The organism is Cognatundibacterium oligocarboniphilum (genome assembly GCF_013377855.1).
GTDB lineage: Bacteria > Pseudomonadota > Gammaproteobacteria > Burkholderiales > Burkholderiaceae_D > Undibacterium > Undibacterium oligocarboniphilum.
The window spans coordinates 38125-64924 of record NZ_JABXYJ010000001.1 but is presented as its reverse complement, the minus strand read 5'-3'; the positions used below and the strand labels follow the sequence as shown (position 1 = coordinate 64924).

The following is a 26800-nucleotide window of genomic DNA, read 5'->3' as shown; positions in this document are numbered from 1 at the left end:
TGAAAAAATTTTCGCCGGCTTAGCTCACTTGGTAGAGCAGTTGACTTGTAATCATCAGGTAGCCAGTTCGATTCCGGCAGCCGGCACCAATAAAAACCCATCGTTAGCAATAACGGTGGGTTTTTTCTTTTGTTCTTCTCCATGACAAACACCATTTAGCATGCCCTCCTCTCCGGTACTTCTGTACTGAAAATCAATGAACTGATAATTGCGAGACGGGTCATAGGCTTTGTCTGCAATGGTCAGACGGCTTCGTTGCAACGGATAACAAAAACACAGAGGGTTACGAATGAAAAAAATCATCGGATGGGGAGTGCTGGTCATTTCGTTATTTCAGGCGGGAGGGACATTGGCCAGTGACGGGAAACTGAGTCTGGAAATGCTGTATCACCCAACGCAGAAGGAGCGTTTTGAAAGTAAACCGCTGACCCGTTTATTCTGGGATCAGCAAAATCGGTTAATCGAATCGCAACTACAGGATGGCATCGTCCGTTTGTCGGAAGTCACACCAGAAACATGGAAAAAACAGGCCCTGCCTGTGGATGGTAATCTTTTGCGGATTCTCACATCGGCAAAGATAGAGGAAAAGGAAGCGCGTCGCCTGGCAGAAATGCTGGGGGGGCAGATTCAGCCAGGGTTGTATGCTTACTTGTTCAGTTACCGGAATGATTTATGGTTGCTGGACCTGAAATCTGCCCAGGCAAAAGAGCTGACGCATACGCCGGATCAGAATAAAGATGAGGCGCTGCTGTCTCCTGATGCAAAAACAGTGGCTTATTTAAAAGGGAATGATCTGTATGTGACGGATGTCGCCAGCGCGACAGAAAAACGTCTGACTCTGGATGGCAGTGAAACGAATCTGAATGGCCGTCTGGACTGGGTATATATGGAGGAAATTTATGGACGGGGTAAATTACACGCTTTCTGGTGGTCGCCGGATTCCCAGAAACTGGCGTTCCTGAATTTTGATGAAACCAGGGTTCCGCTATATACCCTGAGTGGCGATTATGCCCAGCCGGCAAAAACAGAGCGTACCCGTTATCCGAAAGCGGGTGATCCGAATCCAATCGTCAAGCTGGGTATCATCGATAAAAACGGTCAGTTATCATGGACTCAGAATCCTTATCCTGATCAGGAAACCTTGCTGGTTCAGATCGGATGGACGCCCGATGGGCATCTGCTGGCAGCCTGGCAAGATCGTGTCCAGACCTGGCTGGATCTGCGTTTGTATGATGCCTTTTCCAGTGCAAGCAAAGTCATTGTCAGGGAAACGAGCCCGGCATGGACTGAGCGTTTGCCTTTCCCGATCTTTTTTAAAGATGGCAGCTTCTTATGGGAATCCGATCGCTCCGGGCACCGGCATCTGTATCACTACGATAAAAATTATCAGTTGGTGAAAACGGTCACCAGTGGCAATTGGGATGTCCGTCAGGTGTATGGCATTGACGAGACCGGTAACCGCATCCTGTTTTCTGCGAATGAACGTAACCCTATCGGCAATGATGTGTATGCCGTGAATGTGGACGGCAGCCATTTACAGCGTTTGACTGCCGAATCTGGTACGCATCAGGTTCAGTGGAACAAAACGATGACGCAATTCCTTGACACCTGGAGTAGTCTGAAACAGACACCAAAACAGGCATTGTTCAGCGCTTCGGGACAACAGCTGAAACTGATTGATGACCCTGGCTTGCCGGAAAAAATGAAAGGTCTGCAATTAGCACAGGTCATTCAACAGCAGATTCAGGCGCGTGACGGATTTCCGCTGGAAAGCCTGCTATTCCTGCCGCCTGACTTTGATCCGAAGAAAAAATATCCGGTCTTTCACCATCTTTATGCCGGCCCTATGGCATCGCAGGTGAATGATCGCTGGAGCCATAACCTGTATTACCACTTCCTGGCACAACAGGGATATATCGTCTGGATACTGGACAACCGCAGCGCCAGTAATAAAGGTGTCGCCAGCGCCTGGCCGATTCATAAAAAACTGGGGCAGCTGGAATTGCAGGATCAACTCGATGGTCTGGAATGGCTACGTCGGCAGGGCTGGGCTGATATGGAGCGGATTGCGCTGGATGGATGGAGTTTTGGTGGTTATTTCACGTCCTACGGCATGACCCACAGCCAAGCGTGGAAAATCGGCTTTGTCGGCGCTCCCGTAACAGACTGGCGTTTATACGACAGCGTATATACCGAACGGTATATGGGATTGCCGCAGGAAAATCCCGATGGCTATGACCGGGGCAGCGTGTTGAAAGCAGCGGGGAATCTGCATGGTAAAATCCTCATCATGCATGGTACGATGGACGACAATGTGCATCCTCAGAATACGGTGATGCTGATTGATGAGCTGATCAAGGCCGGTAAGGATTACAGTCTGCAGCTCTATCCGGGTCAGGGACATGGCCCGCGTGGCGATGCAATGATCTGGTCACTGCAAAAAGCGCGTTGGGAGTTTTTGAAAAATAATCTGTAAGTTGTTTGTTAAGTCCGACAGGATGCGGAAACGCCTGTCGGGTGTAATTGCCTGGATCAAAGAGCGCTTATTTCTCGCCCAGACCTTGCCAGCGAGGCGTGAGTGCGTGAGGAATGTTAAACAGGTCGAGTACCCTTCCGGTAGTGTGATCGACCATGTCGGCAATTGACTGCGGACGATGGTAAAAACCGGGAAGCGGCGGAAAGATGATGCCGCCCATTTCGGTGACTGCCGTCATATTGCGCAGATGAGCCAGATTGAACGGTGTTTCGCGCACCATCAGCACCAGCCGGCGACGCTCTTTCAGCACCACATCTGCCGCACGGGTAATCAGGTTGTCTGAGAGCCCATGCGCAATGGCTGCCAGGGTTTTCATGGAGCATGGGGCAATGATCATGCCATCCGACTGAAAAGACCCGCTTGCAATGCTGGCGCCGACATTTTTGACATGATGAACCACATCTGCCAGCGCCTCGACCTCTTTACGGCTCAGATCCAGTTCCTGTCGCAGATTTAAGAGCCCGGCTTCGGAAATCAGCAGATGTGTTTCCACTTGCGACAGGCTATGCAGCACTTCCAGCAAGCGCACACCATACACAGCACCGGTGGCACCGGTGACGGCAATGATCAGACGCTGAGGCGCAATACTGGCTGACATCTGTTACCTTGTTGTGGTCAGTCTTTCAGCAGCGTCTGCAATTCGCCGCTTTCAAACATTTCATTCATGATATCGGAGCCGCCGATAAATTCGCCCTTGACATACAGTTGTGGAATCGTCGGCCAGTTGGAAAAATCCTTAATCCCCTGGCGAACTTCGGCATCTTCCAGTACGTTGATGGTCACCAGATTCTGCACGCCGCATGCTTTGAGCACTTGTACTGCGCGACCCGAAAAACCGCATTGCGGGAATTGCGCTGTACCCTTCATAAACAAGACGACAGGGTTTTGCGTTACGGTTTCTTTGATCCAGCTTTGAACGTCACTCATGGCAATATCCTTTATTTCCTGATAAATCGAATCAGTCATTATCCCAGATTTTATGCATACCTGCCTTGATGTAAGATCAGGCAGCGTGATCTCGGTGTGCTGGGGAATCAGGAAAGCCAGTTGCCAGATGGTAAAAATAAAAAAAACATAAAAATCTTCGGAAACAACCTGCATTCATGTTTGTTTATCCTGGGGCAGAATCACTGGGAAAAATTATGCAAATTAATTTGTGACTGGGCGAACAGTGTTACAGTCATCGTTCAATCGAAGCCCTGGCATAAGGGGCAGAATTGCATAAGGAGACAACCATGCATGAACTGGTGAACACGACCACGCCGGGCAGTGCGGGCAACGCTTATCAGGGACATTTTTCATCTGCTGTTGCTGGCATGGATGACTGGAATGTGATTGTACTGGCCCATGAACGTTCAGCTGCCTATGGTGTAGCGCGAAGCGCAGCCCCCGATTACGATCCATTGAGCCGTACCGAACTGTCCGGCGTTCTCGAACGCAATCATATCCTGCACAGCCATGCGGTGCCGGTGATGGAGACGCTGTATGAGCAGATCATCAACACGCATCACATGGTGGTGCTCACGGATACTCAGGGCTGCATCCTGCATACGTTGGGCGATGCGGATTTTCTGGCCAAGGCAGACCGGGTGGCATTGAGCCCGGGCGTATTGTGGTCGGAGCAAAGCAAGGGCACCAATGCCATCGGCACTGCCATTGCCGGGCAAAGCCCGACCATCGTGCATGCGGATCAGCATTATCTGCTGGCCAATAATTTTCTGACTTGTTCCGCCTCGCCGATTTTTGATGGGCAGGGAAAAATGCTGGGAGTGCTGGATGTGACTGGCGATCAGCATCATTTTCACCGCCACACGCTGGCGTTGGTGCGGATGTCGGCGCAGATGATCGAGAACCAGCTGATGGCAGCGACTTATCCGGATGCCCTGAAGCTGCACTTCCACAGCCGTCCCGAATTCCTGGGAACGCTGATGGAGGGAATGGTCTGCTTCACGCCGGACGGCCGCGTTCTCTGCGCCAGCCGCAGTGGTCTGTTTCAGTTTGGACTAAGCCCTGCGGCCATGCAGACGCATACGTTCAGTTCCCTGTTTGGCTTGCCTATCTCATCGCTGATGGATCATTACCGGACAGCTGCGCCTGGCCTGTTGCGTCTGTGCCTGCCGAACGGTGTCAGGGTATTTGCCAAATGCAGCGACATGCATCTGGCAGGTTCATCGTTCCATCATGCCTCGCAGCAGACACGGGCTGCCAGTACGCATGACAGGGCTGCGATGCCAGTACACAAGGAACGGACGGGGCGGATGCCGCTGTCTGATCTGAACATGCTCAATACGGGTGACCCGCAACTGGCGGCAACGATTGCAAAACTCAGAAAAGTGATTGGCCGCGGTATTTCGATATTGATCACCGGCGAAACCGGCACTGGAAAAGAATTACTGGCCCAGGCAATTCATAATGATTCGCCCCGTCATGCGGCGCCGTTTATCGCACTGAACTGTGCGTCGATTCCGGAGTCGTTAATCGAGTCGGAGTTGTTTGGCTATGAAGACGGTGCGTTTACCGGTGCCAGAAAAAAAGGTAATACCGGCAAAATTTTACAGGCGAACGGCGGCACGCTTTTTCTCGATGAAATCGGAGATATGCCTTTACATTTGCAGGCTCGGCTGTTGCGTGTGCTGCAGGACCGGATGGTGACCCCGCTGGGCGGGACCAAATCCATCCCGGTCAACATCGACCTCATTTGCGCCACGAACCGTCAGTTGCGCGACATGATTGCCCGCGCTGAATTCAGGGATGATCTGTATTACCGGCTGAATGGACTGGTTGTGCGTTTGCCTGCTTTACGCGAGCGCACAGACCTGGATATCGTGGTGCAGCGAATTCTGCAGCATGAAAACGAGGCGCTGGAGCAAGTATATACCGTTGATCCTGAGGTGATGGCGTTGTTTCGCCATCATTCCTGGCCTGGTAATTTCAGGCAACTCAATAATCTGTTGCGCACGGCGATCCTGATGACCGGTGAAGACCACGTGATCCGTCAGGAGCATTTACCGGATGACTTTCTGGAGGATGCCCGTGTCCGGCTGGCACAGGCTGCTGATCCGGCGACGGGGCTGGCTGAGGAAACACGCCATCCAGCGACGATGGAAGCCATCGAATCGGAAGTGATCAGGAAAACCCTGGCTGCGCATCAGGGTAATGTATCGGCTGCTGCGCGGACCCTGGGCGTTTCGCGCAACACCATTTACCGGAAAATACAAAACTGACGTTTGCGTCCTGCCGTCCTGTGCTCAGGATGACGGACGGACCGGCAGCCCTTGCTGTTCGAGCTGCGCATTTTCCTCGTCCGTAAACAGGTGCGAGCGGGTCAGAAACCGTTTCCCTGTCCCGTTATCCAGAGAAAACATGCCACCCATGCCATCCACTACATCAATGATGAGCTGGGTATGCTGCCAGTAAGCAAACTGTTCCTGTCCCATGTAAAAGGGCACTTCGCCGATTTGTCCCAGATAGACATCGGTATCGCTGATCTGGAAGTCGCCCTGTGCATAGCACAGCGGTGAGCTGCCGTCACAACAGCCGCCTGACTGAAAAAACAGCAGCGCGCCGTGACGACGTTGCAGCTGCCCGAGAAACGCCAGCGCTGTATCCGTCGCCAGCACCCGTTGAATGTCTGAAGTTGCCATGATGATTTCCTGAAAAAAACCGGAGCATATCCGATGCGTGACATCGGACGGCTCCGGTAAAGCACTGATACATCAAGGGGTCAAACGGAGGACATCAGAAGAAACCGAGTGCATTCGGGCTGTAGCTGACCAGCAGATTCTTGGTTTGCTGATAGTGATCCAGCATCATCTTGTGCGTTTCGCGCCCGATACCGGATTGCTTGTAACCGCCGAATGCGGCATGCGCCGGATACAGATGGTAGCAATTGGTCCAGACGCGACCTGCCTGGATGCCGCGCCCGACGCGGAATGCACGTGAGCCATCGCGTGTCCAGACACCCGCCCCGAGGCCGTACAGGGTGTCATTGGCAATCGCAAGTGCTTCGGCTTCATCCTTGAATGTTGTGACCGAAACCACCGGGCCGAAGATCTCTTCCTGAAAAATCCGCATCTTGTTATGGCCTTTGAAGATGGTCGGCTGAACATAGTAACCAGTGGCCAGATCACCTTCATGCTGCTTGCGTGCGCCGCCGAGCAGCAGTTCCGCGCCTTCCTGTTTGCCGATATCGAGATAGGACAGGATTTTTTCCAGCTGTTCCTGCGATGCCTGGGCCCCGATCATGGTGCTGCTGTCGAGCGGACTGCCTTGTTTGATGGCGGCGACCCGGGCAATCGCACGTTCAATAAAACGCTCATAAATCGATTCCTGAATCAGCACGCGGGAAGGGCAGGTGCAGACTTCACCCTGATTCAGGGCAAACATAGCGAAACCTTCCAGACACTTGTCGAAGAACGCATCATCTTTATCCATGACGTCTTCAAAAAAGATATTTGGTGACTTGCCGCCGAGTTCCAGTGTCACCGGAATCAGATTCTGAGAGGCGTACTGCATGATCAGGCGGCCAGTGCCAGTTTCACCTGTGAAGGCAATCTTCGCAATCCGCTTGCTGGAAGCGAGTGGCTTACCGGCTTCCAGACCAAAACCATTGACGACATTCAGTACGCCTGGCGGCAGCAGATCCTGAATCAGCTCAATCAGCACCATGATGGAAGCAGGAGTCTGCTCTGCCGGTTTCAGAACAATGCAGTTTCCTGCAGCGAGCGCTGGCGCGACTTTCCAGACAGCCATCAGAATCGGGAAATTCCACGGAATGATCTGGCCGACCACACCCAACGGCTCATGAAAATGGTAAGCATAAGTTTCGGCATCAATCTGCGCCACGGTACCTTCCTGAGCGCGGATGCATCCCGCAAAATAACGGAAATGATCAATCGCCAGCGGAATATCGGCTGCCATCGTTTCGCGGATCGGCTTGCCATTGTCCAGCGTTTCTGCGGTCGCCAGCAGCGTCAGATTCGCTTCCATGCGATCGGCGATCTTGTTCAGAATGCCGGCGCGTTCAGCAGGGGAGGTTTTGCCCCAGGCCGTCTTGGCGGCATGGGCGGCATCCAATGCCAGCTCGATGTCTTCTGCCGTGGAACGGGCGATTTCGCAAAATGTTTTGCCGATGACGGGGCTGATGTTTTCAAAATAGGCACCCCCAACCGGAGCAACGAATTGACCGCCGATGAAATTATCGTAGCGGTTCTTGAATGGATTGCTGATCCCGAGTTTGCTGATGTCTGCCATGTTCATGATGTGTCGTCTCCAGAAATGTGTTTTGTAGGATGTTGTGGAACCCAGAAAAGCTGTTGCACGATTCTGTTTGAGCAAGCGCTGTGCCAGTCCGTGAAACGATGTTTCAGGATGATTGCGATATCGTTGCAGGGCTTGTGGATTCAGGGTTTTGGCTGATCTGGGCTGACTGGCGGAGAGGTGGCAGGAGTGTGCTGGCAGATGTTGTATCCTGTCACAGGGAACAACGCAGTGTGGCAAATTGGAACAGTCGCCGACAATAAAAAACGCAGGTAACCAGATAGTCACCTGCGTTGGTCATGCCAGCAAAATTTCTCGCTGGTAATGTACGGCGAGCGTTCCGGATCAGCCGCGTAATTTCGCGAAGGCAGCCGCCATCGCATTATTCGCCGGAGCGCTGGCCTGAATCCGTGACTGATGCTGTTGCAGGCGTTTCGCATCCTGCCGGTCGGCGCGTTGTTCCGGTTTGTTGCCGGCTTGCGGGGCGCTGTCGGTCAGGCGCATGGTGAGGGCGATACGCTGGCGTTTGACGTCGACTTCCATGACTTTGACTTTGACCACCTGACCAGCTTTGACGACGGTGTGCGGGTCTTTGACAAAGGTGTTGGATAACGCGGAAATGTGTACCAGACCATCCTGATGCACGCCGATATCGACGAATGCGCCAAACGCGGCGACGTTGGTGACGACGCCTTCTAAAATCATATCGGGCTGCAAATCTTTGATGTCTTCCACGCCGTCTTTAAAGGTGGCGGTGGTGAATTCAGGGCGCGGATCGCGGCCTGGTTTTTCCAGCTCTTTGATGATGTCGGTGATGGTCGGCACACCGAATTTTTCATCAGCATACTTGGCCGGGTTCAGCGATTTCAGCAAGCCGCTGTCGCCGATCACGCCTTTCACATCTTTCTTGATATCGGCCAGAATTTTTTCGACCAGCGGATACGATTCCGGGTGAACTGCCGACGCATCGAGTGGATTGCTGCCGTTCATCACGCGCAAAAAGCCGGCGGCTTGTTCAAAGGTTTTGTCACCGAGGCGCGGCACTGCGCGCAGATCGGCACGGGAGCTGAACATGCCTTTGGCATCGCGGAAATTGACGATGCTTTGCGCGACGCTGGCAGACAAGCCGGACACTCGCGCCAGCAAAGGCGCAGAGGCGGTATTCACATCCACGCCGACCGCATTCACGCAGTCTTCCACCACCGCATCAAGCGAACGTGCGAGCTGGGTCTGGCTGACATCATGCTGATACTGGCCAACACCGATGGATTTCGGATCGATCTTCACCAGCTCCGCCAGCGGGTCTTGCAGGCGACGTGCAATCGACACCGCACCACGGATGGACACATCCAGATCCGGCAATTCTTTGGACGCGAATTCAGACGCGGAATATACCGATGCACCGGCTTCGGAGACGACGATTTTGGTCAGCTTGAGTTCTGGTTTGAGTTTGATTAAATCCTGCGCCAGTTTGTCGGTTTCGCGCGAGGCGGTGCCGTTACCAATCGAGATTAACGATACCTGATATTTTTCAGCGAGCTTGGCCAGCGTATGCAGCGAACCGTCCCAGTCATTACGTGGCTGATGCGGGTAAATTGTGGCGTGTTCCATCACCTTGCCAGTCGCATCGACAATCGCCACCTTCACGCCGGTACGCAAGCCTGGATCTAGACCCATGGTGGCGCGCGGCCCGGCTGGCGCTGCCAGTAATAAGTCTTTCAGATTACGGGCAAAAACATTGATTGCCTCAATTTCCGCATGTTCACGCAGCTTGCCCATGAGTTCGGTTTCCAGATGCATGAACACTTTGACGCGCCATGCCCAGCGCACGGTGTCGGCCAGCCATTGATCGGCCGGGCGGTCTTTCTGACTGACGCCAAAACGTGCGGCGATGCGGCTCTCACACGGGTTCAGCGGCGCATCCCATTTTGGCTTTTCTTCTTCGCTGTCGAGGCGCAAAGTGACGGTCAGCATTTCTTCGCGGCGACCACGGAACAAGGCCAGCGCGCGATGCGATGGAATCGTGCCCAGGGTCTCTGAGTAATCGAAATAATCAGCAAATTTTTCGCCAGCATCTTCTTTGCCTGCCACGACTTTGGATTCGACGATGCCGTGGTCGTTCAGATATTCGCGCAGCGCTTGCAACAGGCTCGCATCTTCGGCAAAGCGTTCCATCAGAATCTGACGCGCGCCATCGAGTGCGGCCTTGGTATCGGGCACGCCGGGGTTGTCGCCGTTGTCGGTGCTGAAGGCGGGTTTCAGATATTGAGCCGCTTCGGTTTCCGGCGTCAGCATCGGATCGGCCAGCAAGGCATCGGCCAGTGGCAGCAAACCTGCTTCGACGGCGATCTGCGCTTTGGTGCGGCGTTTCGGTTTGTACGGTAAATACAAATCTTCGAGACGGGTTTTGTCTTCGGCGTGGGTAATCGCATCAAGCAATGCCGGTGTCATCTTACCTTGTTCATCAATCGAGGCGATGATCGCAGCACGGCGGTCTTCGAGTTCGCGCAGATAACGCAGACGTTCTTCGAGCAGACGTAATTGCGTGTCATCGAGGCCGCCGGTCACTTCTTTACGGTAACGGGCGATGAATGGCACGGTCGCGCCTTCATCCAGCAGGGCGACAGCCGCCGCTACCTGTACCGGTTTGGCGGCGAGTTCTACGGCAAGTCTTTGTTCAATCGAAGGCAGCATAAATTCAGAATCCAGACATAAAAAAGCAATGAAGGCGCTGATGATACGCAATTTGGGACTTTGCGCCAGTCTTGACAGCCAGACTGGCAGGGGGTAGAACCTCTGCGCATTATCGTACATGCAATATTGGCACTGCATTCCAGTTTGCCGGTGATAACGGGAGGACAGAAAGTATTCGCCCCGTCCCCAAGTCTGTGCGGCGGATATCGTCTTTTCAAAATGCTGATGGATTGGGGATCGTCTGCATGTCCATTTTGTGTTAACTGAACGGGAGTTTCCGGGATTGATGTTCAATTTATCCGCCTTCTATATACGTTGCCTGCATCGTTGTTTCGGTTTATTAGTTTGTGGCGTGATGCCGGTTTGTATGGCACAAGCCGGAGACAGTTTGCGTTTCCATTTTGCCGATGGGACTGATTCGGTCTATTTTTATCTGGAAAAGCAGGCGCAGACCACGATGAATCCGACCTTACTGTCACAGGCACATTCCGATGTGGTGCAACAGGAACATGTGAATGCACAGCGGGAAAACTGGTTCTTTGTAGTAGGAGGCTCAGGCTGTGCGAGTATGGGACGCTATTTGCTGGATTATTTTCGCGGACTGGACGGTGAATCTGGTCGCAGCCGGATTTGGTTGTTACAGAAACGGCATGTTGCAGCACAGGATGATGGTGCCAGCTGCAGTGAAGATTTTGTGCGGGATGATCATTTCAGTCGCTGGCAAGCGGATCAGCTGGAGTTCATCCGTTTTCAGCTTGCCGAAAATCACGTAATGCCACCACGAGTGATACTGATGGGAATTTCAGAAGGTGCAGAGTTGGCACCGGTGCTGGCGCTATCGATTCCTTCTGTCACCCATCTGGTTTTGCTTGCTCATAGTGGCGACAGCGCAATGGGGACTTATCAGGCACTGGCACAGTCGTATCCACATATGCATGCAGGATGGGAACAATTGCAGGCAGCATTGGCGACAATGCCCGAAAACCCTGACCGCAGCTTGATACATGGTCGTAGCTGGCGTTATTGGGCAGAAATCCAGTCAATAAATCATCTGGAGAACCTGCGCATGTGGAAAGGCCCCGTCTTGTGGGCATTTGGCGACGCTGACCCCCTGATTCCTAACGATGCTCGACAGAAGTTACAGCAAATGCTTAGACCTGCCCCCGGACAATGGCGGAATTGTGTTTTTCATGAAGCAGACCACGGTTTGCGTAGCCAGGATCAGCGATATCTGCCGGATTTCATGTGGCAGCTTGACCGGTGGCTGGCAGGTTATACGCAACAGGAACCTTGTCTTGACTGGTGATCACCTTAAGACGATGCCGTAATGCTGCATAAAAGATGAAGAGTAAAACTTGAGATCGCTTAATTAATTCAAAAATAGTTACAATTTTGCGAATAATGTGGTTTTTTTATAATGAAAAAAAGTAATGCTTTAATTATAATCGCATGCTCATGTCACGCAATTAATCTTTTTCTACAGAACGTTTCTTACTTTTTCCTATTTCTCCAGGATACCTATGCGCATTTCTATTTTTGCATTGACTCCGCTGGTGGCAGCACTTGTGCTCACGGGCTGCGTTACCACACCTACCCATGACAGTAAGGTTGCCAACTCTTTGGCTGTTGTGAAAACAGGCCAGATCGAAGAAGCGATTCAGCAAGTTGAAGCGCAGACGCAGGGAAAAAATGAAAATGACTTGCTGCTGAATCTGGAAAAAGGCGAGTTGATGCGCATTGGTAAGCGTTATCAGGACAGCCTGAATGCCTTGAATGTTGCCGATACAAAAGTCAAAGAATGGGAAGAAAATGCCAAGAGTAATCCTCAAAAGCTGATGGCACAGATAGGCGCTACCCTGATGGGCGATGCCAGTCGCGATTACGAAGGCCAGGATTATGAAAAAGTAATGTTGACTATCCGTATGGCGATGAACCGTATCAATCTGGGTGACCTGGATACGGCTCGCGTCGACATCAAGCGTACCCATGAACGTGAAGCGGTGATTGCGGAATTCCGCTCCAAAGAAACCGTCGCGGCGGAAGAAGAAGCCAAAGCCAAGGGTGTCAGCTCTGGCAATAAAGAATTGAATGGCTATCCGGTTGAAACTCTGAATGATCCGGAAGTACTGAAGCTGAAAAACGGTTACCAGAATGCGCTCAGCCACTATCTGTCCGGCTTTGTGTACGAAGCGCTTAACGAGCCTGGTCTGGCCGCGCCAGGGTATCGCAAAGCAATAGAATTGCGTCCTGAATTACCGGTACTGGAAGAAGGCCTGAAAGGTCTGGATCGGCGTACCAGTTTCCGCCGCAAGAAAGGCGTGACCGATGTGCTGTTTGTGGTCGAAGCCGGTAATTCACCTGCGCGTCAATCGAAAAAGCTGACCCTGCCGATTCCGACCGGGCGCGGACTGATTACCATGTCGCTGGCCTTCCCTGTCATTTATCCGGATAAGGATGCACCGCAGATCAATATCATTCAGGTTGGTAACCAGAATCTGCCGACAGCATTGATTACTGATTTTAACGTGATGGCTCGCCGTGCCTTGAAAGATGAATTACCGGGAATTTACACTCGGGCTGCGATTCGCGCTGCGGTTAAGGGTGTTGCACAGGATCAGATCAACAAGAATTTCGGCGCTTTAGCCGGACTGGCCGCCAATATCGCAGTGGCGGCGACGGAGAGCGATGCTGATGACCGCATGTGGCGTAGTCTGCCTGAGCGCGTATTCGTGGCACGTACATTTCTGCCACCGGGTGACTATGACGTGAACTTCACCGGACGTCCGGGTGAAATTAACAAGATCACGATCGATGGTCGCTACATGGTGGTTCCGGTGCGTCTGTATCAGAATAAAACCTATCTGGGCGACTTGGCCAAATTTGGCACAGTGACACCCATAGCTCAGCTCGAAGACAAAGCTGCAACAGCAGTACAGGACAGCAAATCGGCATCAAAGAAAAATCCCGCCAAATCGGCAAAGGCTGCAAAAACTGCAAAACCCACAGCCCAGTCTGGTACTACTGCTGCTGCCGGTGTTGCAGGGGCCGCAAATACCAATTAATCGCTACCCAAAGGACTGAACAATGAAAAATGCTCGTTTATTCGCAGCCAGCGCTTTATTCGCTGCTTGCTGGATTACTTCAGCTCAGGCTGCTAACGATATTCCGAATGCGTCTTCAGCGGGCATAGCGGCCAAGCTGATGGTACGCGGTACGCTGGAGGGCGTACAGGTGGTTGATCTGCGCTCTCAGCGTCGTAATGATGTCATGGTGGTACAGGCAGAAATGCAGAATCTGACCGACAAAGATGTGCGTGTGTATTACCGTTTCCGCTGGACTGATGCCGCCGGCATGCAGGTTGGTGATGGCGAAGTCTGGAAACCGTTGATGATACTTGGACGTCAGAGTCAGCTGATCAAAGGCACGGCTTATGGTCCGCAAGCCAATGACTTCAAAATTGAAATAAGTGCTGAACCACGCTGATACCTGATCCCGGAATGATATTAAGGAATAATTTATGAAATCGATCGCAACATTTTCCAAAATGATTTGTTTGCTGGCATTAGCCGGTATTTCGCTGACAGCATGTCAGACGAAATTGTCACAACCGACTGTCAGTCTCGCACGCCAGGTCAGCTATGGTGACAACAAAGCGGTAGAAACCGTTACTAATGAATTCGGGTCGACTGATCTGCAGATGATTGCAGAAAAAATGGTCGGCTCCTTGCTGGAAGATCCGGTACTCGCCAATCGTCCAACCCTGACACTGGCCGGTGTCCGCAACAAGACCAGTGAATACATCGATACCAAATCGATCATGAACAGTATTCAGACTGCACTGGTGAAAAGTAAAAAAGTGAAATTCACCCGCAGTGCTGACGAGATGCAGCAAGGTGTGGACGAGCTGCAGCGCCAGAACCAGAGTGGCCTGTATAAAGCACAGGGTAAAGCTAAAATCGGCAATATGACTGCGGCCAAGTACTCGCTGGAAGGTGAAATCGTCTCCATCGTTAAACAGAGCGCAACTACCAAAGATGTGTTCTACAAGATGACACTAAAACTGTATGACATCGAAGAAGGTTCGATTGAATGGCAGGATGAAAAAGAAATTCGCAAGACATCCAAAAAATAATTTTCCGGCAAAGGAAGCACGATGTTGAATGTAAAAAAAATGATTACGGTGCTGGCCTGTAGCCTGGCCAGCTTCAGCGCATACGCTGCTGAGCCGAAAATTGCGGTGACCGACCTGACTTATGAAGAAAAAGTCAGCGAATATTTCCGCGTCGTTTCCGCATCCAGCAAGAGTAGCGTCAAAGGCAGCTACAGCGAACGCGAAACCGACCACAGCTATTCCCAGCGTGGTAACGTTAACGCTAAAAGCGAAAGCAATTATTTTGAAGCCGAAGGCTACTACACCTATATCGATCGCGGCGAGCTGAAAACCTACACGTCCGATCTCAAAGGCGCCTTGCTCAAAGGTGGCGCGGTGCATCTGGTGCAGGCACGCCCTTATGTGGGCAAACCGATGGAAAAAATTTACGACATCATCGGTCGCATCAAGCAAGGCATGTATCCCGGCGCCGACTATGTCCTGTTCGGCACGGTCAGCAGCATTCAGTTCCGTCAGGAAAGCAATCAGGTCCCTTACAGCAATACGCTGACGGCCAACCTGTCGCTCGATCTGGTGGCCGATTTCAGCCTGATCAACACCAAGACCTATGAAGTGAAAGCCGCTTTCAGTGCCAGCGGTTCCGGCGTCGATACCAAGATACTGAGCCGTCCTGGCGACCGCGTAGCATTCAACCGCGGCAAGGTCATGCAAGAGACTTCCCGCAGCCTGGCGGACAATGCCTATAACGAACTGATGGTGCAGTTCGGCTTGCCGCGCGGTGCAAACGCTCGCCCGGTCAATGGTAACGGCAATGCCCAGCCGGTGGTGACGCCTCAGCCTGAACCGGTCACCGTGTATCGCTGATCCGTACAACGGATACCGGGTAAGTCATCGGGCGGTTTTGTTCGCCATATAAAAAGCCAGTCGCAAGACTGGCTTTTTTTTTTTTTTTTTTTCGGGTTTACCTGGATGATTTCCTGTGTTGTTCCCGACATGCTTACCGGTGTCGCCACCGACTGACATGTCTGCTCCGCGCTATTGAATGACTCAGGCCTCGGGATGAATATCGACTTTATATAATTCCTTACCGTCGATATCGTGTAGCGATACCTTCATAGCCTTGGTATGCGCATCGATTTCGGCGATGCCGAAGAATTGCAGCAGATCCGTCGGCGGACGATTCTGCTTGGAATCGGCCGGAACGCTGACGTAACGCACATCGGGGCCGAACGTTTTGTCCACCTCATTCGGACCGAAGGTGCCGGCGTTGATCGGGCCGCCGATGAATTCCCAGAATGGTTTGAAATCGGTGAACTGCGCTTTTTCCGGCATGTAGTAAGTGGCAGCAGCGTAGTGCACATCGGCTGTGACCCACACCACGTTCTTGATGTTGTGCTTTTTGATGAAGCCGAGCAGATCGGCAATTTCCAGTTCGCGTCCGAGCGGTTTGCCGTGATCGCCGTTGGCCCAGGCTTCGAACGTTCCTTTCGGCACATCGGGATTCAGATCGGGAACCACCAGCGAGATCGGCATATCGCTGGCGATCACTTTCCAGGTGGAACGCGATTTCAGCAGCCCTTGTTTAATCCATTGCAGCTGCGCTTTGCCGAGGAAGGCGGAATCCTGATTGATATCGGTCTGCAGGTTTGGTGAATTTTTACCGCGGTAGCTGCGTTCGTCCAGCATGAACACTTCCAGCAGCGGGCCGTAGGAAAACTGCCGGTAGATGCGATCCGGGTCACTCGCATCGATACGGAAGGGGTTGTATTCAAACATCGCGCGACGCGAATGCTTGGCCAGCGTATTCAGATCGCGTTGCTGGTAGCGTTTTTCCGCCGCGCCGATTTGCTGATCGGGATACCAGTTGTTGCGCACTTCATGGTCGTCCCACTGCACCAGGAAAGGCACTTCTGCAGCGAAGCGGCGCTTGTTGGCATCGAGGAAGTTGTAGGCGAAATTACCGCGATAATCGTCCAGGGTTTCGGCCACTTTGGATTTGGCCGGGGTGACGATGTTTTTCCAGATATCGCCGTTGCTGAGCCGGATTTCTGCCGGAATCGGGCCGTCGGCATATATCTGATCACCGGAATGGATGAAGAAATCGGGCTGGAAGCGGCGCATGCTTTCGTACACGCGGTAGCCGCCGAAGGCCTCGTTGATGCCGAACCCCTGTCCGGCTTCGTCGCCGGAAAATGCGAAACGGATATTCTTGCGGCTGCCACCGGGAACCATCAGGCTGCCGCTCAGGGTTTCGCTGAAGCTGCCCGGATGTGTCAGGTCTTCAAAGCGGACACGATAATAAGTGCGCTGGCCGGTTGGCAGGCCACCCAGGTCAACGCGCGCGGTGTAATCATTCGAAGGCAATGCCAGCACGGCCTGCATGTGCTGCGGGTTTTTCCATTCCGGATTATTAGCATACTCAACCCACATTTTCGACGGGCGATCAGCTTTGCTCCAGACGATGGCTTTGTCGAGCGTGACATCGCCACTCATGACACCGCACGGCAACTGCGGACGCAGGCGATCCGCCGTGATGACGGCCGGAGCCGTATTGTCGGCCAGGGCATGCAATAGTGGGGAGGTGCCGATCACGACACCGGTACCAGCGCCGAGCTGGCGCAAAAAGCGACGACGTGGAGGGAAAGACGGACCGGTCATAGTATCTCCTGTGAGCTATGCTGAAAATACCCAGTGTAAAAGCCGACTGTGACCGGATGATGAAGACAATCAGCCTGACCGATACATGCCGGGGCGATTGATTTCCATGAAGGTTTCAGGTTTTTCCGACGGTTTGAAGCCAAATTTTTCATACAGGCCGCGCGCTGTGCTGCTGACCAGAATGAAACGGCGTATCTGCTGCAGATCGGGATGTTGTTGTATTGCTTCCATTAGCTGCCGGCTATAGCCGCAACCGCGAAATGCCGGCAGCACAAAGACATCCATCAGATAGGCGAAAGTCGCTTTGTCGGTCACTACCCGGGCAAAGGCGATCTGATGCCCATCCAGATAACCGCCGAAACAAAGTGAATGGGCGATTGAGCGCTGGACGGTTTCCAGCGGAATGCCTGTTGCCCAGGGAGATGATTCCGAAAGAAACGTATGGATCAGGCTGATATTCAGTGCCGATGGATCAGTGGAGATGTACATGACTGCTCCTGTCGAAAAATGTTCAGATCAACTGCCCGCCAGATACCCGTTCAATGCCCGCCAGGTCGCGCCAGCTCTGGATTCCCGAGAAATAATGCTGCTCCAGCAAGGTGCGCACAGCTTCCGCCTGATCGTAGCCATGTTCCAGCAGCAACCAGCCTTGCGGCAGCAAATGGGCGTTTGCCTGGCTGATGAGGTGGCGGTATGCATTGAGACCATCACCATGATCGGTCAGTGCGTTCAGAGGTTCAAAGCGCAAATCACCCTGCGACAGATGCGGATCGTCTTTGACAATGTAAGGCGGATTGCTGACGATCGTGGCATAGCGTTCTGTTCCCAGTGCCTGATACCAGTTGCTGTGCAGCAGCCGTAATGTGTGTGGCGGCAATAATCGTTCTGCATTGGACTGTGCTACCGCCAGCGCTGCGGTGCTGATATCGGCAGCGGTGACCTGCAGATCCGCACGCTGATGCGCAATTGCAATCGCAATCGCGCCGGAGCCGGTTCCGAGATCCAGCAAGGCGGAGCCGGTCGGTGCATAGTTCAGTGCAAGCTCAACCAGCAACTCAGTATCCGGACGCGGAATCAGCACCGCCGGGGAAGTCTGAAACGACAGGCCGAAAAATTCACGTTCGCCAGTCAGGTAGGCAATCGGCTCTCCTGCAGCACGGCGTTGCAGCAATACCTGAAATTGCTGCTGTTGCGCGGTAGTGAGTTCGTAAGCCGATTGGGTGATCAGCTGTATCCTGCTGAAACCGGTCACGTGCATGAGCAGTATGCGGGTATCGGTTTTGTCCAACGGAGAACCCTGTTCACATTGCGCAATGCTCCACGATGTTTCTGACATCAGTGGTACTCTCCGAAAATGCTGGTCCGTGTGCGGGAGAAAAACAGGATGCCGAGTACCACGCTGAAAATCACGAACCAGATCATGGCCCAGGCGGGAATCGATAAACCGAGAATCGGGGGGTAAGGTGTTTCGCACAGACCGTCAGCGCGGAAAATGATCGGGAACCATTCGGATAGAAATATCTTGTTCAGACCGGTTTCCAGCGGATCGATACCGCAGGACAGCGTCGGATTGGACAGCACATATAAATGCTTGCCCGCGATTCCTATACCGGTCAGCGCAGACAGCGCAGCCAGGCCGATGCCATAGCGGCGCTGCGCCGGCGGTAAGAAGGCCGCAATCAGGCTGAACAGGGCGATGCAGAGAAATGCATAACGTTGCAGCACGCACAGAGGGCATGGCAGCATCAGCTCCACAATTTGCAGATACAGTGCAACACCCAGCAAGGTCAGGCAAATGACGGAAACGGCGATTAAAGCAGGACGAAAAGCGGGCATGGGAAATGAGTCCGTAAAATAAAGGCGGATGCCAGCTTACACGCTTTTGTGCTTACTTGCGCATGGGCTGTCAGCGTGGCACTCCTGATTGGATGGTTTATTCGTCGCCAAGTTCCGCCAGCAATTCGGCCTGATGTTCGGCGATCAGGGCGCTGGTCAGTTCTTCCAGATCACCGTCCATGATGAAGTCGAGTTTGTACAGCGTCAGATTGATCCGGTGATCGGTCATTCGTCCTTGCGGATAGTTGTAGGTGCGGATGCGTTCGCTGCGGTCGCCGGAACCGATCAGACTTTTGCGGGTCGCGGCTTCTTTGGCCTGCTTCTCGCGTAATTGTCCGTCCATGATGCGGGTGGCCAGTACCCGCATCGCCTGCGCCTTGTTCTGATGCTGACTGCGGCCATCCTGGCATTCGACCACGATACCGGTCGGCAGGTGGGTAATCCGTACGGCAGAATCGGTTTTGTTGATGTGCTGGCCTCCGGCACCGGAAGCGCGGAAAGTATCGATGCGCAGATCGGCATTGTTAATCACGACATCGGCCAGTTCGTCGGCTTCCGGCATCACGGCAACGGTACAGGCGGAGGTGTGAATCCGGCCCTGGGTTTCGGTGGCCGGAACCCGCTGCACGCGATGTCCACCAGATTCGAATTTCAGTCTGGAATAGGCACCGAATCCGGCAATGCGTACGATAACTTCTTTATAGCCGCCCAGTTCGGAGGCCGACTCGGACATCATTTCCACTTGCCAGCGGTTGCGTTCGGCAAAGCGGGTGTACATGCGCAGCAGATCTCCAGCGAACAACGCGGCTTCATCGCCGCCAGTACCGGCACGGATTTCCAGCAGGATGTTGCGCTCATCGTTCGGGTCTTTGGGCAGCAGCATTTTCTGCAAATCGCTTTCCAGATCAAGCATGGTTTGTTTACCGGTTTCGATTTCTTCCTGTGCCATGGCTTTCATGTCAGGATCGTTCAGCATTTCCTGTGCATCATGGATATCGTTTTGCGCCTGCTGATAGCGCTGATATAAGGCGACCAGCGGTTCCAGCTCGGCATGTTCTCGATTGAGCTTGCGATAACTGTCCATATCGTTGGTGGCGCCTTCCTGAATCAGTAGCTGATTCACTTCGTCAAGGCGCTCGGCGAGCTGATCCAGCTTGGAAAGCATTGATGGTTTCATAAATTTTGAATCGAAGAAAAACTGGAAAACGAAGATGGCGGAACGCCCCTGGGATGCCGTCACAGGCGGCAGAAAAAGGAAAAAGCGCTAACGCTTGGTGCGGAACAATTGGGGCAGCAGATGTGCCAGCCGCGCACGTTCGTCGCCACTGGCCTGATGCAGCGCCTGTTGCGGGCCATGCAGGAATTTGGCGGTAATACCTTTGGATAAGGCTTCCAGCACACTGTCGATATCATCGCCGCGTGCCAGCATTTTGCGGGCGCGTTCCAGCTCCATCAGGCGCAGCTGTTCGCTGCTTTCATGCAGATCCTGAATAACCGGCACGACAATCCTGCCATCAACCCAGTGCATGAAGGACTGTACCCGGGTTTCGATGATGGCTTCGGCCTGTGCCACGGCGGCCTGGCGGCTCTCTATGCCGGTCTGCACCACGCTGCCGAGATCATCGACGGTATACAGGAAAACATCATCGAGCTTGGCGACTTCCGGTTCAATATCGCGCGGCACCGCCAGATCCACCATGAATACCGGACGATGCCGGCGCGCCTTGACGACGCGTTCCACCAGACCCAGGCCGATGATCGGCAGAGAGGAGGCGGTGCAGGAAACGATGATGTCAAATTGTGCCAGTTGCGACGGCAGATCCGCCAGGCGGATCGCCTTACCGTTAAAGCGGTGTGCCAGTGCCTCGCCGCGTTCCAGCGTACGGTTGGCAATCGTCAGCGATTTTGGATTTTGCGCCGCAAAATGCGTAGCGCAGAGTTCAATCATTTCACCGGCGCCGATGAACAGCACATGCTGATCGGCAATCTTGTCGAAAATGCGTTGCGACAGACGTACCGCCGCGGCCGCCATCGAGACGCTGTGCGCGCCGATTTCCGTGGTGCTGCGGACTTCCTTGGCGACGGAAAATGTGCGCTGAAACATCTGATGCAGATAGGTACCCAGTCCACCCGCAGCTTCCGCCTGACGCACCGCATCCTTCATCTGGCCCAGAATCTGGGGTTCACCCAGTACCATCGAATCGAGTCCGGAGGCAACGCGAAAGGCATGACGAACAGCATTATCCTGTGGCAGGGTGTACAGGTGGGGCCGGAGCTCTGAATACGGTAACTGATGGAAATCAGCCAGAAAATGCGCTGTGGCATCAACCGGATTGGCTGCAGCACAGGCGGCATACAGTTCCGTGCGGTTGCAGGTCGATAAAATGGCGGCCTCATTACCCTGGACTGGCGATGTCCCTGTTTCGGCAGTGCGTTGCCCGAACCAGGTACGTGCCGCAACTACTGCCTGACCAATCTGTTCAGGCGAGAAGGCGACCTTCTCCCGCAGCGAGAGCGGCGCAGTCGTATGATTAAGGCCAACGGCAGTCAGTTGCATGCTTGGAAAGGGCGAGGAGACAGGTTGTCATTATAGCGCGTTGCAGCTATTCATTCCGGTAGTTACAGGCTTGATCCAGCTCAAAGATGAGTTGATGGTAATTTGACATTGAAGGTGCTGCCTTCGTTCGGTACGCTGGTGAAATCGATCTGAGCGTGGTGCCGGTCCAGTACCGCTTTGATAAAAACCATACCGAGTCCGACGCCGTCTTGCCGTGGCTGATCCGCATTTTTAAAACGCTGGAACCGCTGGAACAATTTATTTTGCTCTGAACGGGGAATACCGTATCCGTGATCAGCGATGCTGCAGATCACGGTGGCATCTGCCAGGCGTTGTTCCAGCGTCAGACTGCATTGAACCGAGGTATCGCGGGGACTGTATTTGATGGCATTGGACAGCAGGTTCGTCAGTACGCGGGTCATCAGCGCACGGTCAGCCCGGACCGGATAGTCACCCGGTGGAATGCTGGTTTCCAGCCGGATATTCTTGGTTCTGGCAAGTGACCACATTTCTTCCGTGGCATCGAGCAGTATTTCCCGGAAATCGATGGTTTCAAACCGGTAGTCCTGCGATTCGGCACGTGCCAGCTGCACAAAATTATCGGCCAGACCCAGTGTGATGCGCGATGCTTTTTCTATGCGGGACAACAGCTCATCCTGCGGTAATGCCGTGGTACTGTCTTTCTGCATTTCCAGCAGCGCCAGAATGGAGGCCTGCGGTGCGCGCATGTCGTGGGAAATGAAGTGCAGTGTTTCGTCCCGACTGCGCTCCGCCGCACGGATCGCCGTGATGTCGATGATGCTGATAATCCAGCCGACCAGTATTTTTTCAGCGTTATAGCAGGGCGCACTTTTGATCAGGAGATCATGGTTTAACGGATCGCGCACCTCAACACCTTGCATCATGCTGGCGGTATGTTGCAGATCGAGAATATTCCACCAGCTGAAAGCCGGGTCGTTGTTATTGTCACTGACTTGTGGTGTGCTCATCCGTGAAAACAGGTAAGGCACCAGAGAGTCGTTGACTTTCGGCAGACCGAGGCTGGCGAAGTAGATCAGCGCCGGCTGATTGGATAATAAAACATTGCCATCCGTGGTCGTGACCAGTGTGGCGTCCGGCAGACTTGCCAGACTGTCACTTACGAATTGCCGTAAATCGCGCACCCGTTCTGCGGCAATCCGCATGGCATTGATATGCTGCTCCAGTTTATCGGTGAGCACCGGGCGTGGGGTATCCTGAATATTGAGTTCAGGCATCAGATGCGGTTCTTTGTCGAGTGCCATAAATTCCTCGCCCAGATAGCGGATCGCCGCTTCCAGTCTGCGCCAGCTCCACAAAGGATAAGCCACTACGAGCGCGAGTACGGCGCCTGTCGGCGGCAGCCAGTAGCTGGCGTAACGCATAGCGAGAAAACTGCCGGTCATGGTGCTTGCCAGCAAAATCATGGTTGCCAGCAGGGCTTTTCTGGGCGACAGGCGTTGCAAGGCGATTAAACCGAGCAATGGAATGACCAGGTTATACAACATGCTTTGCCAGCGCGTGGCCATAATGATGGCACGTTCATCCAGCAGGCTGGCAAGGATATTGGCATTGATTTCAATGCCCGGCGTGGTGCCATCATTGCCCGAAACCGGTGTCGGGTAAGAGTCCGTCATTCCCGGCGCAGTCGGCCCGATCAGAATGTATTTATTCCGGATAAAACTGTCGGGGACTTCGCCTCTGAGAACCGACACATACGGAACTGACTGAAAATGACCGCTGCCCCCGGAAAAAGGGACGTACATCCGGTAGTCACGCTGCCAGACTCCAGACAGATGATCCGATTTTCTCAACGCCAGCGGCAGGCGCTGGCCCGGCAGGTAACGCTCGGTGCCGGACGGTATGTTTTGCGCGACGTCTTTCATGGCCAGCGCAAAATGCGGCCACCACTCATTCGACATTCCCTCCCGCAAAAAGACACTGCGTGTAATGCCATCCTGATCCGGTTCCAGATGAATATGGCTGATTTGCCGCGCCGCATTGGCGAGCATTGGAATAGGGCGGGTGGTTTCCAGCCCTTTTCCGGTATTTTGCGGTATCAGCGGCAAGATCACCCGGTTGCTCTGGGTCATGGCATCGGCCAGCAACTGATCGCCGCTGATCTGATCGGTGGCCGCTTGCGGTTCTTCTTCGGTGAACAGAATATCGAGACCAATTGCTGCCGGGTTTGCTGCGTTCAACTGTTTCAGCAATTGCGCATGACGCTGGCGTGGCCACGGCCATTTGCCTAGCTCATTGAGACTGTAATCGTCAATCGCCACCACCAGTATGTCCTGCCGCGCTTCATGCATATTCCATTGCATGAAGCGGTCATACAGGATCATGTCGGCATGTTCCAGTTTTCTGAAAATGATCAGGCTGGCAGTGAGTGACAGAAGCAGGAAACTCAGGATCAGCCATTCGCGAAAAGCGATATGTTCCATCCGTGAGTGCTGATCCTCCTGCATGATTTAACGATCAGAATCCGGGGCGGACAACCTGTCCGCCGCTGACGACCGGTTCGCCGGTTCCACTGGTCCATTGCGGCAGGATAGTGATTTTTTGTGTGGCGGAAAATGCGCCGACATAGCCATCCGGATCGGTGGCGCGAACCCGCAGGTAATACTGACCGGCTGCTGGTCGCGGGATCTTCAGTTCTGCCTGATCCAGTTCTTTGGTGAGGTACAGCGTATGGAAGGCCGGATCGGTGGCAATCTGAATCAGGAAGTGCTGACCAGGTTCGGAACTCCAGCTGAACGACATTTGTTTGCCGTCGCTATCGCCCATCGATGCTTGTGCCTGTGGCTGCGCAACCACAAATCCCTGCGTATCGCTGTACGGTCCCTGATCAGTGATGCCATTTTTCTGGATGACGGTGGCCACCCGCCAGAAATATTGACCGAGCGGAAGCGGTATGCCGGGTAATTGAACTTCCCTGATCTGGTTCCGGTCGGCCACCAGATTGTTGAACTCGCTGTCTCTGGCAATCTGCAGGTGATAAAAATCAGCTTGTGCCGCTTCCGTCCAGACGAAGTCGGCAGTTTCTGAACGAACCTTGTTTTTTGGCTGAATGGAAAATGGCGGCTCAGGACGTGCCTTGAGGGTGAATGCCTGCAGCATCGGCATCCCCTCCAGCCCCAGCCGGTCAATGGCGGTGGCGCGGATGAAATACTGACCGTCTGGCAGACCGTCAAACTTAAACCGGTTTTCTTTGAAGCGGTTTTCGGTCAGCACATTGAGTGCCTGCTGATCTTTGCTGATCTGGACACGGTAAGCCGCAGCAGTTGCCATTGGCTGAACGCTGAATTGCACGGTCGGGCGGATTTGCAGGGAATAATCTGCTGCCAGTACCGGTGCCGGCAGCAGATCAATCGCTTTGCCGACGCCATGGGTATCGATGATATTGCCCTTACCTGCAGGCAGAACCAGGCCGGTATTTTTTTTGCCGGCAGCGCTGTCAACTGCCACGCCGCCTTCCAGCACTTCATTGCCGGTGCTGGCATCGCTGACACCAACCCGGAAATGGGTTCCGCGCACGCCGGCAATCGCCAGCGGCGTGCGCACTTCAAAACGACCATGATTACTGATCAGACTGCTGACGCGTGATTCGACTTTTCCTTCCAGCAGCGTAAGCTCGGTTCTGGGGCTGGCAGTGAACCGGGTCTGGCGTAATTTACTCACTTTGACCTGACTGTTGGACGGGATGGAGATGCGCGACTCGTCCGGTAACGTCAGCGTCAGGAAGCCGTTTTTGCCGGTGATGATTTTTCCGCCTTCTTTCACGATACTGCCAATTGTCAATGTCACTTCCTGACTGTCATTCAGTGGCAGATAAGACGGTGTACCGGCCAACGCCACCACGCGCGCCTGGCTTTCTTCTTCAGGTAATAATTCCAGCGGGATCAGGATGGCTGTGCCAACAGGAATTGCACGGTCATCGGCGATTTTGTTGCGTTTGCTGAGCACTTTCCAGTTCATCGCCTTATCCGTGAAGCGCTTGGAAATGCCGGACAAGGTATCGCCTTGCAGTGCGAAATATGTCATGTCCGGCGGCGTGGCCACGACGCTGCCCGGTGTGCCGGTGGGGTGGGCAGCCATGGCAGAAGAAGATAATGTCAGCAGTGCAGCTATCAAACAATGACGGGTAAAACTGCGCCAGACGAAGCGATTGTTGGATAGCATAATGATTGACTCTTGATAAAAAAGAACCGGGTCAGATGGCTGACCCGGATGGTTTATTCTGCGGTAACTTGTTCCAGCCGGTAGCCATAGCTATAGACCGGCGCCAGTCGGTATCCGTTTTCCGGCCTCAGTTCGAGTTTACTGCGGACTCTGGAAATGTGGGTGTCCATGGTTCTGGATGGAATATCGACATCTCTGGACCAGACCGCTTCCAGAATGTAGGCGCGTGACAGAGGGCGCCCCAGATTTCTGAACAGGAGTAATGCCAGATCAAATTCTTTCTGGGTCATTTCTACCGGAACATCATTGACACTGACGCGCCCGGCGCGTGTTTCAAACTTGTAGATGCCGAATTGCAAATGTTCGGACGCCGTCTGGCTTGGGTAGGCGCGCCGCAACAGCGCCTGCACCCTGGCAACCAGTTCGCTGCGGCGTATCGGTTTGATCATGTAGTCATCCGCGCCTGCCGCCAGTCCTGCAACAATGTCATCTTCTCCTGAACGGCTGGTCATGAACAGGACTGGCAACGTCGGCGAGAGTTTTTCGCGCACCCAATGCAGGATCTCGGTGCCATTCAGATCAGGAACTTGCCAGTCCAGAATCAACATGTCGTAACTTTCACGGCGTAATTGATGCAACATTTCCTTGCCGCTCAGGAATGGGTGGCAGGTATGTCCTGCTGCATTCAAAATCGTGCAGACCAGTTCCAGCAGGTTGTTATCGTCGTCAAGTACAGCAATTCTCATGGATTGTTATCTTAGTGTCTGGCAATTGAGGAGGATTGCTTATCATTATATCGAAAGCAATTGAAAAAAATAAAATTTGTGAGTAAATGTAACTCCGCAAATCATTGTTTTACAGACAAATAAAATTTTTTTAATAACAATTTTAAAAAATAACTGCTTCTGAAGCATTTTTTACATCATTAGCCGACAGCGTGCTGCGCCGG

At 53.4% G+C, this 26800-nt stretch carries 22 protein-coding genes and 1 tRNA gene; 8 read left to right on the top strand and 15 right to left on the bottom strand.

All coding sequences use genetic code 11. The features are described 5' to 3' along the window. The first annotated feature begins 13 nt into the window (after positions 1-13). Positions 14-89: transfer RNA gene (locus HV832_RS00295), tRNA-Thr, on the top strand. Here HV832_RS00295 and HV832_RS00290 read toward each other — a convergent pair. Beyond that, on the bottom strand, positions 55-324 hold the full coding sequence (locus HV832_RS00290) for a hypothetical protein (RefSeq protein ID WP_176801561.1): 270 nt from the start codon (positions 322-324) through the stop codon (positions 55-57). The genes HV832_RS00295 and HV832_RS00290 overlap by 35 nt on opposite strands. Here HV832_RS00290 and HV832_RS00285 point away from each other — a divergent pair. After that, complete coding sequence (locus tag HV832_RS00285) at positions 290-2476, top strand: S9 family peptidase (protein ID WP_176801560.1); 2187 nt, start codon at positions 290-292, stop codon at positions 2474-2476. The two genes, HV832_RS00290 and HV832_RS00285, sit on opposite strands and share 35 nt — an antisense overlap. A gap of 67 nt (positions 2477-2543) precedes the next feature. Here the strand turns inward: HV832_RS00285 and HV832_RS00280 are convergent, their stop codons facing one another. Beyond that, positions 2544-3134 carry a UbiX family flavin prenyltransferase gene (locus HV832_RS00280; protein WP_176801559.1) on the bottom strand — a complete coding sequence of 197 codons (591 nt, stop codon included), beginning with the start codon at positions 3132-3134 and terminating at the stop codon, positions 2544-2546. A gap of 17 nt (positions 3135-3151) precedes the next feature. Next, the gene (grxD, locus tag HV832_RS00275; RefSeq protein WP_176801558.1) at positions 3152-3463 is read right to left on the bottom strand and encodes a Grx4 family monothiol glutaredoxin; all 312 of its coding nucleotides are present in this window, start codon (positions 3461-3463) and stop codon (positions 3152-3154) included. Between the two features lie 308 nt (positions 3464-3771). Between grxD and HV832_RS00270 the strand changes: the two genes are divergently transcribed. After that, a complete protein-coding gene (locus HV832_RS00270; protein WP_317889333.1) occupies positions 3772-5760 on the top strand; it encodes a sigma-54-dependent Fis family transcriptional regulator in 1989 nt (662 codons plus the stop codon). Positions 5761-5784: 24 nt separating this feature from the next. On the opposite strand, the gene HV832_RS00265 is transcribed toward HV832_RS00270, so the two are convergent. The 3 genes from HV832_RS00265 to HV832_RS00255 all read right to left on the bottom strand — a co-directional run bounded on the left by HV832_RS00265 (position 5785) and on the right by HV832_RS00255 (position 10489). Next, complete coding sequence (locus tag HV832_RS00265; protein ID WP_176801557.1) at positions 5785-6180, bottom strand: DUF779 domain-containing protein; 396 nt, start codon at positions 6178-6180, stop codon at positions 5785-5787. Between the two features lie 94 nt (positions 6181-6274). Beyond that, positions 6275-7795: an aldehyde dehydrogenase gene (adh, locus tag HV832_RS00260; RefSeq protein ID WP_176802050.1), complete on the bottom strand. Its 1521-nt coding sequence runs from the start codon at positions 7793-7795 to the stop codon at positions 6275-6277. 345 nt (positions 7796-8140) lie between these two features. Beyond that, a complete protein-coding gene (locus HV832_RS00255) occupies positions 8141-10489 on the bottom strand; it encodes a Tex family protein (RefSeq protein ID WP_176801556.1) in 2349 nt (782 codons plus the stop codon). A 367-nt stretch (positions 10490-10856) separates the two neighbouring features. Here HV832_RS00255 and HV832_RS00250 point away from each other — a divergent pair, with 367 nt between their 5' ends. The 5 genes from HV832_RS00250 to HV832_RS00230 all read left to right on the top strand — a co-directional run bounded on the left by HV832_RS00250 (position 10857) and on the right by HV832_RS00230 (position 15464). Further along, positions 10857-11795: an alpha/beta hydrolase family protein gene (locus HV832_RS00250; RefSeq protein ID WP_176801555.1), complete on the top strand. Its 939-nt coding sequence runs from the start codon at positions 10857-10859 to the stop codon at positions 11793-11795. Between the two features lie 214 nt (positions 11796-12009). After that, a complete protein-coding gene (locus HV832_RS00245) occupies positions 12010-13551 on the top strand; it encodes a COG3014 family protein (protein WP_176801554.1) in 1542 nt (513 codons plus the stop codon). A gap of 22 nt (positions 13552-13573) precedes the next feature. Then, complete coding sequence (locus tag HV832_RS00240; protein WP_176801553.1) at positions 13574-13972, top strand: YcfL family putative periplasmic lipoprotein; 399 nt, start codon at positions 13574-13576, stop codon at positions 13970-13972. 34 nt (positions 13973-14006) lie between these two features. Next, complete coding sequence (gene lpoB, locus HV832_RS00235; RefSeq protein WP_176801552.1) at positions 14007-14621, top strand: penicillin-binding protein activator LpoB; 615 nt, start codon at positions 14007-14009, stop codon at positions 14619-14621. Positions 14622-14642: 21 nt separating this feature from the next. Continuing rightward, a complete protein-coding gene (locus tag HV832_RS00230; RefSeq protein WP_176801551.1) occupies positions 14643-15464 on the top strand; it encodes a penicillin-binding protein activator LpoB in 822 nt (273 codons plus the stop codon). Positions 15465-15647: 183 nt separating this feature from the next. Here the strand turns inward: HV832_RS00230 and HV832_RS00225 are convergent, their stop codons facing one another. From HV832_RS00225 to HV832_RS00185, 9 genes are all read right to left on the bottom strand, one after another. Then, the gene (locus tag HV832_RS00225; protein WP_176801550.1) at positions 15648-17258 is read right to left on the bottom strand and encodes an alkaline phosphatase D family protein; all 1611 of its coding nucleotides are present in this window, start codon (positions 17256-17258) and stop codon (positions 15648-15650) included. A 69-nt stretch (positions 17259-17327) separates the two neighbouring features. Next, positions 17328-17747, bottom strand: coding sequence for a GNAT family N-acetyltransferase (locus HV832_RS00220; RefSeq protein WP_176801549.1), 420 nt, complete (start codon positions 17745-17747; stop codon positions 17328-17330). A 22-nt stretch (positions 17748-17769) separates the two neighbouring features. After that, a complete protein-coding gene (prmC, locus tag HV832_RS00215) occupies positions 17770-18594 on the bottom strand; it encodes a peptide chain release factor N(5)-glutamine methyltransferase (protein ID WP_176801548.1) in 825 nt (274 codons plus the stop codon). Beyond that, positions 18594-19094: a disulfide bond formation protein B gene (locus tag HV832_RS00210; RefSeq protein WP_176801547.1), complete on the bottom strand. Its 501-nt coding sequence runs from the start codon at positions 19092-19094 to the stop codon at positions 18594-18596. Before HV832_RS00210 ends, prmC begins: the two co-directional genes overlap by 1 nt. A 97-nt stretch (positions 19095-19191) precedes the next feature. Then, complete coding sequence (prfA, locus tag HV832_RS00205) at positions 19192-20271, bottom strand: peptide chain release factor 1 (RefSeq protein ID WP_176801546.1); 1080 nt, start codon at positions 20269-20271, stop codon at positions 19192-19194. A gap of 87 nt (positions 20272-20358) precedes the next feature. Further along, positions 20359-21651, bottom strand: a complete 1293-nt coding sequence (hemA, locus tag HV832_RS00200; protein ID WP_176801545.1) for a glutamyl-tRNA reductase — start codon at positions 21649-21651, stop codon at positions 20359-20361. A gap of 80 nt (positions 21652-21731) precedes the next feature. Continuing rightward, positions 21732-24113 carry a CHASE2 and HATPase_c domain-containing protein gene (locus tag HV832_RS00195; protein ID WP_223827309.1) on the bottom strand — a complete coding sequence of 794 codons (2382 nt, stop codon included), beginning with the start codon at positions 24111-24113 and terminating at the stop codon, positions 21732-21734. Between the two features lie 34 nt (positions 24114-24147). Then, on the bottom strand, positions 24148-25851 hold the full coding sequence (locus tag HV832_RS00190; RefSeq protein ID WP_176801543.1) for a FecR family protein: 1704 nt from the start codon (positions 25849-25851) through the stop codon (positions 24148-24150). Positions 25852-25904: 53 nt separating this feature from the next. Further along, positions 25905-26597: a response regulator transcription factor gene (locus HV832_RS00185; RefSeq protein ID WP_176801542.1), complete on the bottom strand. Its 693-nt coding sequence runs from the start codon at positions 26595-26597 to the stop codon at positions 25905-25907. Positions 26598-26800: the final 203 nt, after the last annotated feature.

Bases quoted from the DNA above. Each gene is read 5' to 3' on its own strand.
- HV832_RS00255 (WP_176801556.1), bottom strand. From the start codon at position 10,489: ATGCTGCCTTCGATTGAACAAAGACTTGCCGTAGAACTCGCCGCCAAA.
- HV832_RS00265 (WP_176801557.1), bottom strand. From the start codon at position 6,180: ATGGCAACTTCAGACATTCAACGGGTGCTGGCGACGGATACAGCGCTG.
- HV832_RS00210 (WP_176801547.1), bottom strand. From the start codon at position 19,094: ATGCCCGCTTTTCGTCCTGCTTTAATCGCCGTTTCCGTCATTTGCCTG.
- prfA (WP_176801546.1), bottom strand. From the start codon at position 20,271: ATGAAACCATCAATGCTTTCCAAGCTGGATCAGCTCGCCGAGCGCCTT.
- HV832_RS00190 (WP_176801543.1), bottom strand. From the start codon at position 25,851: ATGCTATCCAACAATCGCTTCGTCTGGCGCAGTTTTACCCGTCATTGT.
- HV832_RS00245 (WP_176801554.1), top strand. From the start codon at position 12,010: ATGCGCATTTCTATTTTTGCATTGACTCCGCTGGTGGCAGCACTTGTG.
- grxD (WP_176801558.1), bottom strand. From the start codon at position 3,463: ATGAGTGACGTTCAAAGCTGGATCAAAGAAACCGTAACGCAAAACCCT.
- prmC (WP_176801548.1), bottom strand. From the start codon at position 18,594: ATGTCAGAAACATCGTGGAGCATTGCGCAATGTGAACAGGGTTCTCCG.
- HV832_RS00185 (WP_176801542.1), bottom strand. From the start codon at position 26,597: ATGAGAATTGCTGTACTTGACGACGATAACAACCTGCTGGAACTGGTC.
- HV832_RS00225 (WP_176801550.1), bottom strand. From the start codon at position 17,258: ATGACCGGTCCGTCTTTCCCTCCACGTCGTCGCTTTTTGCGCCAGCTC.
- HV832_RS00250 (WP_176801555.1), top strand. From the start codon at position 10,857: ATGGCACAAGCCGGAGACAGTTTGCGTTTCCATTTTGCCGATGGGACT.
- adh (WP_176802050.1), bottom strand. From the start codon at position 7,795: ATGAACATGGCAGACATCAGCAAACTCGGGATCAGCAATCCATTCAAG.
- HV832_RS00195 (WP_223827309.1), bottom strand. From the start codon at position 24,113: ATGGAACATATCGCTTTTCGCGAATGGCTGATCCTGAGTTTCCTGCTT.
- hemA (WP_176801545.1), bottom strand. From the start codon at position 21,651: ATGCAACTGACTGCCGTTGGCCTTAATCATACGACTGCGCCGCTCTCG.
- HV832_RS00240 (WP_176801553.1), top strand. From the start codon at position 13,574: ATGAAAAATGCTCGTTTATTCGCAGCCAGCGCTTTATTCGCTGCTTGC.
- HV832_RS00230 (WP_176801551.1), top strand. From the start codon at position 14,643: ATGTTGAATGTAAAAAAAATGATTACGGTGCTGGCCTGTAGCCTGGCC.
- HV832_RS00220 (WP_176801549.1), bottom strand. From the start codon at position 17,747: ATGTACATCTCCACTGATCCATCGGCACTGAATATCAGCCTGATCCAT.
- HV832_RS00270 (WP_317889333.1), top strand. From the start codon at position 3,772: ATGCATGAACTGGTGAACACGACCACGCCGGGCAGTGCGGGCAACGCT.
- HV832_RS00290 (WP_176801561.1), bottom strand. From the start codon at position 324: ATGACCAGCACTCCCCATCCGATGATTTTTTTCATTCGTAACCCTCTG.
- HV832_RS00285 (WP_176801560.1), top strand. From the start codon at position 290: ATGAAAAAAATCATCGGATGGGGAGTGCTGGTCATTTCGTTATTTCAG.
- lpoB (WP_176801552.1), top strand. From the start codon at position 14,007: ATGAAATCGATCGCAACATTTTCCAAAATGATTTGTTTGCTGGCATTA.
- HV832_RS00280 (WP_176801559.1), bottom strand. From the start codon at position 3,134: ATGTCAGCCAGTATTGCGCCTCAGCGTCTGATCATTGCCGTCACCGGT.